This window comes from Sphingomonas sp. (assembly GCF_050725575.1).
In the GTDB taxonomy this organism is placed as follows: domain Bacteria; phylum Pseudomonadota; class Alphaproteobacteria; order Sphingomonadales; family Sphingomonadaceae; genus Sphingomonas.
Genome location: NZ_JBOHHW010000063.1, coordinates 1 through 12,838, shown reverse-complemented (window position 1 = coordinate 12,838; position 12,838 = coordinate 1). Strand labels below are relative to the sequence as shown.

Below are 12,838 nucleotides of genomic sequence, written 5' to 3'. Positions count from 1 at the left end.
TATCGATGCGCTATGTCCGGATGCCGATCGAAGTCGAATCGCCCGAGGAATATGGCTATGGCCGGATCCGCTATAATCTGTCGGAAAGCTCGGTCGCCGATCGCAGCGTCGCCGGGCTTGGCCTCACCATTCCCGACCTGACCCTGCTCTATGGCGAGCATCGCGGCGGGGTCGAGCTACGCCGCCTGATCGCGGAGACGAGTGGCGGGGTTGCGGCCGATGACGTGCTGGTCACGGTCGGCGCGGCGGGCGCCCTGTTCATCATCGCGACTGCACTGCTTGGCGCCGACGATCACCTCGTCGTGGTGCGGCCCAATTACGCGACCAATCTGGAAACGCCGCGCGCGATCGGCTGCGCCGTCACCCATGTCGAACTCGATTTCGAAAGCGGCTTCCGCATCGATCCGCAGGCGATCGCCGCCGCGGTCACGCCGAAGACGCGGATCATCAGCGTCACCTGCCCGCACAATCCGACCGGCACGATGCTGAGCGCTGTCGAGCTCGGTGAGCTGGTCGCACTGGCCAAGGCAAAGGGCTGCTACCTGCTGGTCGACGAGACTTATCGCGACCTGTCGTTCGATGGCCCGTTGCCGCTTGCCGCCTCGCTTGGCGATCATGTGATCAGCGTCGCGTCACTGTCCAAGGCGTACGGCGTGCCCGGCATCCGGATTGGCTGGATCATCACCCGCGATACCGGGCTGCAGGAACGCTTCCTCGCCGCGAAGGAGCAGATCAGCATTTGCGGCAGCGTGATCGACGAATGGGTCGGCGAGCAGATCCTCGCGCGCCGCGATGAACTCCTCACCCCGACGCTCGCCGAAATGCGCCGCCGGCGCGACCGGGTGACGGAATGGATCGCGGGCGAGGAGCTGCTCGACTGGGTCGCGCCCTCGGGCGGCGTGGTCTGCTTCCCGCGCATGCGCGAAGAGCCGCGCGGCGGCACCGACGCCTTCTACAAGCGCCTGCTTGAGGAGCATGGCTGTTATGTCGGCCCGGGCCATTGGTTCGAACGGCCCGACACCTATTTCCGCCTCGGCTATGGCTGGCCGACCGCGGAGGAACTCGAGGGCGGGCTGCAGGCGATCTCGGCGGCGTTGCGGGGGTAGAGCGGACCACCCTCACCCCGTTCGCCCTGAGCCTGTCGAAGCCTGTCCTGAGCGCCTGCCTTGCAGGCAGTCGAAGGGGGCCGTTCTTCCTTTTCCGATGTTGTTGAAGAAAAAGGCGGTGCCTCGACAAGCTCAGCACGAACGGGGAGAGGTAACCTGGCTTGAAACTGGCGATTCAATCGCGGCCGCGATCATGCGACAGAAATCGGCCGGCGCTAGCGTTTCACCGGCGCGACGCGGTCGAGGAATTCGTTCACCTTGGCCAGTGCCTGGCGGTTGACCGCATCGTCCGGCCCGCCTCCCGGCACCCTGGCGAAACCATGCGCGACGCCGGGATACAGGACGATCTCGACCGGCACGCCCGCAGCCTTCAGCGCATCGTGGAGCTGCACCGATTGCTGCGGCGACACCGTCACATCGGCGTTGCCGTGCTGGATCAGGAACGGCGGGTCCTTCGCGTCGATATAGGCAAGCGGGCTGGCCGACCGGGCGAGGCCGGGCGGGCAGTCGCCGGGCCCGCATCCGAGATAGGCGCGCTGCGCCTTGCTGACCGCGGACGGCGGACCTTCGAAATCGATCAGCCCGTACCAGTCGATCACGCCTTGCACGCAGGGCGGCGATGTCGCGATGCCCTTTGCCGCCGGCGGCTGCAGTGCGGGGGCGTCGCATCCGGTACCGATCAGCGTCGCGATCTGCCCGCCGGCCGACGATCCCCACAGCACGACATGGTCGGGATCGATGTCATAGCGCGCCGCCTGCCCGCGCAGCCACTGGATCGCGCTGCCGACATCCTGCACCGCGCCGGGGAAGCGAGCTTCGCCGCTGAAGCGGTAATTGACGCTGGCGACGACATAACCGCGCGCCGCGAACCCGGCGAGTACGGCCGGAAAATCGCGAAACTCGCCGCCATCGCGTGCGGTGCGGTGCAGCCATGCCCCGCCGTGTACGAACACCAGTACCGGCTGCGGCTTGCCGGTCCTGGGCGGCAGATACAAGTCCAGCGTCAGCGGGCGGAAGCCCGACAGTTCCGCATAAGTGACGTCGCGCTGGCTCTCGACCCCGCCGGGATAGGAAATGGCGGGGGCGGGGAGATAGCGCGATTCGGCATCGTCGCGCTGCGCCATGGCCGGCGCGGTGGGCAGCATCGCACTCAGGGCCAGCGTCGCGAGCAGGGCCGGTCCGAACATCCTCATTGCCGATATCCTTTTTCCGCTTCGGCACCGTTAATCGGCGCGCGCCGCTTTCATCAGGCTGTCATCGCGGTTGCGCGACAGGCAGATGACAGCGAGAGGCGTCGATAGTGGCCGGGATAACGGCTGGTCACACGGACCAGGATCGGGCGCTATAGTGCAGTCCGACATGATCGGGGGGAAGATGCTGGCATTACTGGCCTTTGTCATGGTCGGCACGTTCATGACGCTGATCATGACCAAGCGGATGTCGGCGCTGGTCGCGCTGATTCTGATCCCCACTCTGTTCGCGATCGGCGCCGGCTTCTCCCAGGGGCTGGGCGAGATGATGGTGCACGGCGTGATCGAGCTCGCGCCGACCGGCGTGATGCTGCTGTTCGCGATCCTCTATTTCGGGCTGATGATCGATGTCGGTCTGTTCGATCCGCTGATCCGCCTGATCGTGCGGCTGGTGCATGGCGATCCGATGCGCATCCTGATCGGCACCGTCGCGCTGGCGCTGACCGTGTCGCTCGATGGCGACGGCACCACCACCTATATGATCACCGTGTCCGCGCTGCTGCCGCTCTACCGGCACATGAAGATGGACCTGCGCATGCTCACCTGCCTGCTCATCATGTCGAGCGCGGTGATGAACATCGCGCCCTGGGGCGGCCCGACGGTGCGCGCAGCGACCGCGCTGCATGTCGATCCGCGTGAATTGTTCGTCGGCCTGATCCCGGCAATGATCACCACCGCGGCCTGGACCTTCTTCGTCGCCTGGATCTTCGGCCGCCGCGAACGCCGCCGGCTCGCCGCGCTGGCGCTCGATGACGACAATGAACGCATCACCGCGCAGGACGTGATCGATGAGGAGATTGGCGGCGACACCAGCATGCGCCGTCCGAAACTCTTCTGGTTCAACCTGCTGCTCACCATCGGCCTGCTCGTCCTGCTGATTGCCGGTACGCTGCCGCTGGTGGTGATCTTCATGCTGGCCTTCGCGATCGCCGCGATGGTCAATTATCCCCGGCTGCAACAGCAGAAGGAGCGCATCTCGGCGCATGCCGGCAATGCCCTCGGTACGGTCAGCCTGATCTTTGCCGCCGGCATCTTCACCGGCATCCTGTCCGGCACCAAGATGGTCGATGCGATGGCGGCGTCAGTGACCGACATCATCCCGACCGCGCTCGGGCCTTATATGGCGCCGATCACCGCGCTGGTCAGCATCCCCTTCACCGTGCTGATCTCCAACGACGCCTTTTATTTCGGCATGCTGCCGGTGCTCGGCCAGACCGGCGTGCAATATGGCCTGACCCCGATGGAATTGGCGCGCGCCTCGCTGATCGGCCAGCAGATCCATCTGCTCAGCCCGCTCGTCGCCTCGACCTATTTGCTCGTCGGGCTTGCCGGGGTCGATCTGGGCGATCATCAGCGCTTCACCTTCCGCTGGGCGCTTGGCTCCTGCGCGGTGTTCATGGTGACGTGCCTGCTGCTTGGCGTGTTCCCCTTCTTCAAGGGATAGGGGTGCCTCTTGGCCCTAGGGTATGGCTGGATGCCTGTGGTCGTCGCAAGTCATGCCGCCAGGTCACTGCGCGTGGCGCCTGCATCGACCATGCGCAGCAGCTCCTCGCGCTGCGTGGCGAGCCTGTCGGGTTCGAGGAACGCCGCGCCCTGCAGCGACAGGAAGCGGATGTCCGTGAGGCCGATACAGCCGAGGATCGCGGTGAGATAAGGAGTCAGGAAATCGGGCTGGCGAGCATTGTCGCCCAGGAAGAAACCGCCCGATGCGATCGCGATGAACACTGGCCGGTCCTTGAGCAGGCCGACCTTGCCGGCCGGCGACGGCATGAAGGTGCGACCGATGCGAACCACCTGGTCGATCCAGGCCTTCAGGGTCACTGGCACGGTGAAATTGTTCATCGGCGTACCAATGACCAGGATGTCGGCCCGTTCGAGCTCGACGATCAGCTGGTCGGACAGGTCGAATATGTCCGTCCCGACCACCGCTGCCAGCGCGGCGGGCGACGACAGACTCTCGGCAAAGTCGTGATTCACAGGCGGCAGGGGGTCGCGCCCGAGGTCGCGTGTCGTGACGCGGGCGTCCGGTCGACCCGCGATCAGCCGATCGACCACGGCGCTGGACAAATGCCGGCTGTGGGAGCCGGGCCGAGGGCTGCAGATGATGTGCAGGATGTTCATGTCATGGGTTCCAGTGGTTTGATGAAGCCGACGGCCAGGTCATACAGGCCTTCGCGGAGGTAGAAGCGCCGCGCGCCGGCATTGGCGGCGGCGGTGTCGAGCACCAGCCGCCCGCATCCTTCACGGCTCCCGATCACGCTCAGCTCGTGCAGCAACCGGGCGCCAAGGCCTTGACCACGATGCTCGGCAGTCGACACCAGATCGTCGACATACAGGAAGCGGCCATGGATCAGATTCTCGATCACGCGGTAGCCGGCAAGGGCCAGGGCACGGTCACCGGACCAGGCGGCGAGCACGCGGTAGCCGGCAACCTGCATGGCGGTGGCGCGATCGCACCATTCATCCACGTCCTTTAACTGCGGGCGAAGCTCGGCGATGACGGGAAAACAGGCGGCGAGCGTCTCGATCGTCGCGGCGTGGCGCAATTCCGCCACGGGTGGCGCGGCTGGAGGCTCGGGCTGGGCGGCGGACATGGTACCTCGCTGATCGCTCGTTGAACCAACGCGATACCGCCGATTGCATAGGCCCGTCAGAGCCATGAATGGTCAATCGGACAGGGCCATCGGACAGCAGGATCATGCCTGCCCGAAGGCTGGCACACTCTTGAGACAATTACCCGCTAGGTACAGGTGCGAAGAAATTGACTGGAGTGGTCATGCGGCGTTTGAGTTTCTTCCTGTTCCTGATGTCCACCACCATGGCGGTCCCGGTATTCGCGCAGGAGGCGCCGCCGGAAGGGCAGGGCGGCGACAGCGATCCGTCGGCACCCTCCGATGAGCCCGACATCATCGTCCGGGGGTCGCGCAACCTGCCTGGCTCTGTGATCGGCGACATCCCGCCCGAAAAGCAGATCGGCGCGGCGGAGATCCGCTCCTATGGCGTCAGCTCGATCTCCGATCTGCTCGACGAGCTGGCGCCGCTGACGGCGAGTGGTCGGGGCAGCGGCGGGAAGCCGGTGGTGCTGCTCGACGGCAAACGTATCTCGGGCTTTACCGAGATCCGCGACATCCCGACCGAGGCAATCCAGCGGGTCGAGATCCTGCCCGAAGAGGTTGCGCTCAAATATGGCTATCGCGCCGACCAGAAGGTCGTGAATGTGGTGCTGCGCCGCCGGTTCAAGGCGACCACGCTGGAAGCAGCCGACCGGGCGGCGACCGCGGGCGGGCGCAACACCGCGCAGGGCGAGGCCGATTTGCTCAGCATCCGGCGCGGCGGGCGGTTCAACCTTCATCTTAAATATCAGGGCAATACGGCGCTGACCGAAGCGGAACGCGACATCAAGGTCCAGCCCGGCGCGTCCCCGGCTCAGGGCAATATCATTAATCCCGACAGCCAGATCGATCAGCGCCCCTATCGCAGCTTGCTACCGTCGGGCAGCAATTTCAGCGCCAATACGGTCTATGCCCGGACCATTTTCGGCAATGTCTCGGCCACGCTGAACGGCGAACTCGAAACCAGCGACAGCGTCAGCACCAACGGATTGCCTGGGGTCTCGCTTGATCTTCCGGCCGGCAATCCCTTCTCGCCCTTTGCGAGCGACGCCACCGTAAACCGGTCGCTCGACACCTTCTCGCCACTCAAGCAGCGCAACTCCACCGTCTCCGCGCATCTCGGCACAACGCTCAACGGCGCGATCTCGACGTGGCAATGGTCGCTGACCGGCACTTATGACCGCAGCGAGAACCGGACCATCACCGATACCGGTCTCGATACCGCGGCATATCAGGCACGGCTCAATGCCGGCGATCCGACTGCCAACCCGTTCAGCCCGCTCGGCCTGGCCGAGTTCGGTCCCGGGCGCGCCAATCGCGCCTATTCGACGTCGAACGACCTTGATATCGATGCCTTGTTTACCGGCAACCTGTTCAAGCTGCCCGCCGGTGGGGTCACCACCAGCATCCGCGTCGGCGCGCAGGCCAGCGACTTTTCCAGCCGCACCTATCGTGCCGACGCTGCGGCCACCGGCCAGGTGTCGCGCGACATCGTCAATGGCCAAGTCAATATCGACTTGCCGATCGCCAACAAGTCGAAGGATGTGCTGAGCGTGCTCGGCAAGCTGTCGGCCAACGTCAATTTCGCTGCGGACCATCTGTCGGATTTCGGCACCCTGACCACCTTCGGCTATGGCGCCAACTGGTCGCCGGTCGAGGGGGTGCGGCTGATCGTGTCGCACACCGACCAGGATCAGGCACCGACCGCGCAGCAGCTCGCCAACCCGGTGATCCTTACGCCGAATGTGCGGGTATTCGACTATCTTCAGGGCACGACCGCGACGGTGACGGTCCTGTCGGGCGGCAATCCTGATCTGCGCGCTAACAATAATCATGTCACGAAGTTCGGGCTGACGCTCAATCCGTTCGGCAAGACCGACCTGACCTTTACGGCCAATTATGTGAAGAGCCGGACTGACGATCCGACCGCATCCTTCCCGACAGCCAGCGCCTCGCTCGAAGCGGCATTTCCCGGCCGCTTCACGCGCGATGCGACCGGCGCGCTGATCCGGGTCGACACGCGGCCGATCAATTTCGCGCGCAGCGAGCGATCGGAACTGCGCTGGGGGATCAATTTCTCCAAGAGCCTCAAATCGAAGATCCAGAAGGAGATCGAGGCATTTCGCGCCGGCACCGGGCCCAATCCGTTCGAGGGCTTGCGGCGGCCTGGGCAGGATGGCGATCGCGGCGGCCGGCGTGGCGGCGACGGGGCGGGGGGCGACCGGCCGGACGGCGGCGCGCCTGGTGCCGCTCCTGACGGCAACGCACCCGATGGTGCCCGGCCGCGCTTCGGCGGCGGGCGTGGCGGCGGAGGCGGCTTTGGCGGTCGTGGCGGCGGCGGCGGTGGCCGGGGCGGCGGGCGGCTGCAGTTCGGCGTCTTCCACACCTGGCACTTCACCGACAAGGTGCTGGTCGCCGATGGCGGGCCCAGCCTCGACCTGCTCAACGGCGATGCGATCGGCAGCGGTGGCGGCCAGTCGCGGCATGAGGTGCAGGTGCAGGCGGGCTATACCAATAATGGCGCGGGCCTGCGGCTATCGGGCAATTACCGCAGCGGCACGCGCGTCAATGGCGGTACGCCCGCTGCGCCCGAACCGCTCGCCTTCTCCGCGTTGACCACGCTGAACGTGCGACTGTTCGCCGATCTCGGCCAGCGGCTCGAGCTGCTCAAGAAGCACCCCTGGCTGCGCGGCACGCGCATCACTCTGTCATTCGATAATGTGTTCGACAGCCGCCAGCGCGTGACCGATGTGAACGGCGCGACGCCGATCAGCTATCAGCCCGACTATCTCGACCCGCTCGGCCGCACCGTGCGACTGAGCATCCGCAAGATGTTCTGACCCTCAGGCCGCGAATGTCTCCGCCGGAATCGAATAAAGGACATCCGCCTTCGCCGTCGCCGCAGCCTTCAGCCCCATCGCCTCGGGCACGATCTGCGCGACATAGAAGCGCGCGGCCGCCGTCTTCATCGCCAGGAAGGTGGGGTCGCCATCTGCCGACGCGGCGATGCGACCCTGGCGTTCCATCAGCCAGCCGCAGACTGCGGTCGAGAGCATGGTCAGGAAGGGATAGCTCGCGGCAAGCTTATCGTCGGCGTCGAGCGTCATCAGCCCGCGGCCAATCTCCTCGCAAGTGTCGATCAAGGTGATCAGCCCCTGATCCTCCGCCTCGGCACGCATATCGGCGATCAGTTGCGCGAACACGCCGCCATTGGCGAGGCCGAGTTTGCGCCCGACCAGATCGGCGGCCTGGATGCCGTTGGTGCCTTCATAGATCGGGGTGATGCGGGCCTCGCGGAACAGCTGCGCCGCGCCGGTCTCCTCGATATAGCCCATGCCGCCATGGACCTGGATACCGAGCGAGGTGACCTCGCAGCCGATATTGGTGCCATGTGCCTTGGCCAAAGGCGTGAGAATCTCGAGCCGGTCCTGTGCGCCCGCCTCGCCGAGCGCTGCGCGGTCGACCTGCGCAGCGGCGAGATAGACCAAAGCGCGTGCCGCCTGGGTCTGCGCCTTCATGCGCAGCAGCATGCGGCGGACGTCGGGATGCTCGATGATCGCGACTGACTCACGGCTCGACGACCCGGCGCGTGCCGACTGGATGCGTTCACGGGCATAGCCGACGGCTTCCTGCGTCGCGCGCTCGGCGATCTGCACGCCCTGCAGCCCGACATTGAGCCGCGCATTGTTCATCATGGTGAACATCGCGCGGATGCCGCCAAACTCGCCGCCGATCAGCTCGCCGATGCAATCGTCATTGTCGCCAAAGCTCAGCACACAGGTCGGCGAGCCGTGCAGGCCCATCTTGTGTTCGATCGACACGACGCGGACATCGTTGAAGTCGCCGGGCGTACCGTCCGCGTTCAGCCGGTACTTCGGTACCAGGAAAAGCGAGATGCCCTTGGTCCCGGCGGGCGCGTCGGGCGTGCGGGCAAGGACGAGGTGGACGATGTTCGGCGCCATGTCGTGATCGCCGAACGAAATGAAGATCTTGGTGCCCTTGATCGACCATTTGCCGTCGCCGAGCGGCTTGGCGCTGCTGCGCAGCGCGCCGACGTCGGATCCGGCCTGCGGCTCGGTCAGGTTCATCGTGCCGGTCCATTCGCCGGTCGCGAGATGCGGCAGGTACAGCGCCTGTTGTTCGGGCGAGCCGTGGTGCGCCAGCGCCTCGATCGCTCCGACGGTCAGGGTCGGCGCGAGCGCGAAGCTCATATTGGCGCCGCCCAGCGTATCGAGCACGGCGGTCTGGATCGCGAAGGGCAGGCCCTGACCACCAAATTCCTCGGCCACGCCGATCGTGCCCCAGCCGCCTTCGACATAGTCGTGATAGGCCTTCACGAACCCGTCGGGCATCACCACGCCGTCGGGCGTCCATTTCGCGCCGACCGTGTCGCCCGCGCGGTTGAGCGGCGCCCATTCGCCCTCGGCCAGCTGGCCGACGCCATCGAGCACGGCATCGACCACATCGGACGATGCGGCGGCGAAGCGTTCGCTTTCCGCCAGCTCGCCGATCCCGACGATGTGATCGAGCACGAAACGCTGGTCTGCGGTGGCTGGCGTGAACACGGGGCAGGTCCTCTTATCTCTCAGGCTTCCTCCGGCTATAGCGCGCCCGATGACCGTTCCAAGCCCCATGACGACTCGTGTCCTGCACCATGGCGATGCGGCGATTGCCGAGGCGGCGCAGTTGATCGGGGCGGGCGGGATCGTCGCCGTGCCGACCGAGACGGTGTACGGCCTAGCCGCCGATGCGACCGACGCGCGCGCGGTCGCCGCGATCTATGCCGCCAAGGGCCGGCCGAGCTTCAATCCGCTGATCGTGCATGTGCTTGACCTAGCTGCGGCACGGCAATTGGCGGTGTTCGACGATATGGCACTGCGGCTGGCCGAGGCATTCTGGCCCGGGCCGCTGACTCTGGTCCTGCCGCTCGCCAAGGATGCGCCGGTCGCGTCGCTGGTCACGGCGGGCCTGTCGACCATTGCGATCCGCATGCCCGCGCACCGTGCGATGCGCGCGCTGCTCGCGGCGACCGGCAAGCCGCTCGCCGCGCCCTCCGCCAATGCCAGCGGCGGAATCAGCCCGACCCGCGCGGCGCATGTTACGGCCAGCCTTGATGGGCGAATCCCGCTGGTGATTGATGACGGCGCGACCGAGGCGGGGCTGGAATCGACGATCGTCTCGACTGAGGGCGAGCTCAAGATCCTGCGTCCGGGACCGATTACCGAGGATGCCCTCTATCGCTGCTTCCCCGGCGAAGGCCGGGGCCAAGTAGTGGGGGACGGCGTAACTGGGCCCCGGCCTTCGCCGGGGAAGCACCCGGTGACTGCGCCCGGCCAGCTTGAAAGCCATTACGCGCCCAGCAAGCCGCTTCGCCTCGAAGCTATGGCGGCGAGCGATGGGGAATGGTTGATCGGCTTCGGCACGGTCGCCGGCGACGAAACCCTGTCCGCGAGCGGCGATCTCGGCGAGGCAGCGGCACGGTTGTTCGACTTGCTTCACCGTGCCGATGCAAATGGCCATCCACGTATCGCGATCGCGCCGATCCCGCATAATAGTCTCGGTATTGCGATCAACGACCGCTTGCGCCGCGCCGCACATCGCGATTGAGCATCTTTACGAAGTCGCAACGATAGGTCATCTTCCCCCACACAAGATATAAAGGGAGAGCAACATGACCAATACGCAACGCGGTCTCGCGGAGTTTCTCGGTACATTCTGGCTCGTCTTTGGCGGTTGTGGCAGCGCCGTATTCGCGGCCGCCTTTCCGGAGGTTGGCATTGGGTTGGCCGGCGTCTCGCTCGCATTCGGCCTGACCGTGCTGACCATGGCCTATTCGATCGGCCATATCTCGGGCTGCCACCTCAATCCTGCCGTGACCATCGGCCTGTGGGCCGGCGGGCGTTTCGATGCCAAGGATATCCCGCTCTATGTGATCGCCCAGGTACTCGGCGCCGTCGTTGCGGCGGGCCTGTTGTTCGTCATCGCCAGCGGCAATCCCGATTATTCGCTCGCCGCCAACGGTCTTGCCGCCAATGGTCTCGCGGATCATTCGCCCGGCCATTATTCGCTTCAGGCCGGGCTGATTGCAGAGGTCGTGCTGACCTTCTTCTTCCTGCTTGTGATCATGGGCTCGACCGACACGCGCGCACCGGCCGGCTTCGCGCCGATCGCGATCGGCCTCGCGCTGACCCTGATCCATCTGATCAGCATCCCGATCACCAACACCTCGGTGAACCCGGCGCGCAGCACCGGCCCGGCACTGATCGTTGGCGGCTGGGCGCTCACGCAATTGGTGTGGTTCTGGGTCGCGCCGATCGCCGGCGGTATCCTTGGCGGGCTTGTCTACAAGGCGCTCGGCGCCGATGCGAAGCCCAAGCCGCCGATCGAAGGCGAAGCGCTTTGAGGGCGTAGAGCATTACGAGCAAGACATACTATTGACTGATGGAAGCCCGGCCTGATCAGCCGGGCTTTTCGTGGAAGGGAAGATGTGAACCGGAAAGGCCCCTCATGCCTCCTTCTACTGACGCTTGGTGGATGCGTGCATGCCGAAACGGCGCGTATTCCGACCAGTGAGGATGTCGGAAATTATGAGCATATGAGGATTATACGGCCCCTGGCATCACCGACGAAAACGCCGGGTCGATATATTGTGGAATTTGCCCCCACCGTTGAAACGAGGAATGTGATCTGTTCGCTTTCTGGTTCGACCGATGCTGCATCGTGCAGCTATGAGAGCCGGGTGACCGACTCCTTCTCAAAGCCGTCGGATAATTGGACCCATCGAACAGTGACCTTTAGACGGTCAAGACGGCGAGTCTGGCAGCCTTTTGATTAGCAACTCTGAGGGGCCGTCCCAGCCTCGATTGGGATGCTCGCGGCCGACCACCGCTCGGCATGTGCCGATTGTGCAGCCATTACCCCACCGGATCGGGCGGCTTCCCATCGTTCAAATGCCACAGCATCCGCCTGATCGCCTGCTCGATATGTGACGCCTCGATCGCCGGGCTTTCAAGACCTCCCTTGCTGCATCACGGAGGAGTATCACCTGTTCGTTGGTAATGCCCTGCAGGGACGGCAGATCCGGGGCGGCGCCCAATGCGTCGGAATACACCTCATATCTGTCCTGGCCGCTTGCCTCCGCGATATCGGCAACCGAATCTGCGAATTCGCGGCCCCAGCTGGTCAGGAACAGGATCGGATCGATTGGCATCGGGCGCCGCCCTGTCGGTCGCGGATCAAGCCGTCTCCGCCGCCTTGATACGCGCAGCGAAGCTCTTCCTGAGTTTCTTCAACTTGGGCGGAATCACGGCCTGGCAATAGGGATTGCGCTGCCCTTCGCCCTGCCAATATTCCTGGTGATAATCCTCCGCCGGATACCATTCGGTCAGCGGTTCGATCGTCGTCACGATCGGGCCGCTGACGTCGACCGCAGCGCGCGCCATTGCCGCGCGGGCTTCGGTTTCCTGTTCGGGCGAATGCGGGAAGATCGCCGAGCGATACTGCGTGCCGACATCATTGCCCTGGCGGTTGAGCTGCGTCGGATCATGCGTCGCAAAGAACATGTCGAGCAGGTCGCCATAGCTGACCTGATCGGGATCGAAGGTCACGCGGATCGCCTCGGCATGGCCGGTATCGCCATCGCAGACCTGGCGATAGGTCGGGTTGGGCACGCTCCCGCCGATATAGCCGCTCTCGACCTCTTCCACGCCGATCACGTCGTTGAACACCGCTTCGGTGCACCAGAAACACCCGCCCGCCAGCGTGGCCACGTCGCTTGCCATGATAAGCTCCTCGTTGGTTGAAAATTCGCGGTAGAGCGAATTTTGTTCGGTGCCGGCCCGCTCCCCACCGGCCACCCACAGAATATCCA

General features: G+C 65.0%; 10 protein-coding genes. 5 read left to right on the top strand and 5 right to left on the bottom strand.

From position 1 onward, the window contains the following. Nucleotides 1-5: 5 nt before the first annotated feature. A complete protein-coding gene (locus tag ACRECS_RS24935; RefSeq protein WP_431585671.1) occupies nt 6-1,106 on the top strand; it encodes a pyridoxal phosphate-dependent aminotransferase in 1,101 nt (366 codons plus the stop codon). A gap of 215 nt (nt 1,107-1,321) precedes the next feature. On the opposite strand, the gene ACRECS_RS24930 is transcribed toward ACRECS_RS24935, so the two are convergent. Beyond that, nucleotides 1,322-2,299 (bottom strand): alpha/beta hydrolase fold domain-containing protein, encoded by a 978-nt coding sequence (locus ACRECS_RS24930; protein ID WP_431585670.1) that lies wholly within the window; start codon nt 2,297-2,299, stop codon nt 1,322-1,324. Between the two features lie 166 nt (nt 2,300-2,465). On the opposite strand from ACRECS_RS24930, the gene ACRECS_RS24925 reads away from it, so the two are divergent. After that, entirely contained in the window at nt 2,466-3,800 is a 1,335-nt protein-coding gene (locus tag ACRECS_RS24925) for a CitMHS family transporter (RefSeq protein ID WP_431585669.1), read from the top strand. Between the two features lie 50 nt (nt 3,801-3,850). Here the strand turns inward: ACRECS_RS24925 and ACRECS_RS24920 are convergent, their stop codons facing one another. Both ACRECS_RS24920 and ACRECS_RS24915 read right to left on the bottom strand, forming a co-directional pair. Beyond that, nucleotides 3,851-4,477: an FMN-dependent NADH-azoreductase gene (locus ACRECS_RS24920; protein WP_431585668.1), complete on the bottom strand. Its 627-nt coding sequence runs from the start codon at nt 4,475-4,477 to the stop codon at nt 3,851-3,853. Then, nucleotides 4,474-4,950 carry a GNAT family N-acetyltransferase gene (locus ACRECS_RS24915; protein ID WP_431585667.1) on the bottom strand — a complete coding sequence of 159 codons (477 nt, stop codon included), beginning with the start codon at nt 4,948-4,950 and terminating at the stop codon, nt 4,474-4,476. The genes ACRECS_RS24920 and ACRECS_RS24915 overlap by 4 nt, the downstream gene beginning before the upstream one ends. 182 nt (nt 4,951-5,132) lie before the next feature. On the opposite strand from ACRECS_RS24915, the gene ACRECS_RS24910 reads away from it, so the two are divergent. Further along, nucleotides 5,133-7,808 (top strand): TonB-dependent receptor, encoded by a 2,676-nt coding sequence (locus ACRECS_RS24910; protein WP_431585666.1) that lies wholly within the window; start codon nt 5,133-5,135, stop codon nt 7,806-7,808. 3 nt (nt 7,809-7,811) lie between these two features. Here ACRECS_RS24910 and ACRECS_RS24905 read toward each other — a convergent pair whose 3' ends face one another. Continuing rightward, nucleotides 7,812-9,533 carry an acyl-CoA dehydrogenase gene (locus ACRECS_RS24905; RefSeq protein WP_431585665.1) on the bottom strand — a complete coding sequence of 574 codons (1,722 nt, stop codon included), beginning with the start codon at nt 9,531-9,533 and terminating at the stop codon, nt 7,812-7,814. 49 nt (nt 9,534-9,582) lie between these two features. Between ACRECS_RS24905 and ACRECS_RS24900 the strand changes: the two genes are divergently transcribed. Together ACRECS_RS24900 and aqpZ are read left to right on the top strand one after the other, a co-directional pair. Beyond that, nucleotides 9,583-10,575: an L-threonylcarbamoyladenylate synthase gene (locus ACRECS_RS24900; RefSeq protein ID WP_431585664.1), complete on the top strand. Its 993-nt coding sequence runs from the start codon at nt 9,583-9,585 to the stop codon at nt 10,573-10,575. A 64-nt stretch (nt 10,576-10,639) separates the two neighbouring features. After that, nucleotides 10,640-11,371: an aquaporin Z gene (gene aqpZ, locus ACRECS_RS24895; RefSeq protein ID WP_431585663.1), complete on the top strand. Its 732-nt coding sequence runs from the start codon at nt 10,640-10,642 to the stop codon at nt 11,369-11,371. A gap of 832 nt (nt 11,372-12,203) precedes the next feature. Here the strand turns inward: aqpZ and msrA are convergent. Continuing rightward, nucleotides 12,204-12,749, bottom strand: coding sequence for a peptide-methionine (S)-S-oxide reductase MsrA (gene msrA / locus ACRECS_RS24890; RefSeq protein ID WP_431585686.1), 546 nt, complete (start codon nt 12,747-12,749; stop codon nt 12,204-12,206). Between the last annotated feature and the right edge of the window lie 89 nt (nt 12,750-12,838).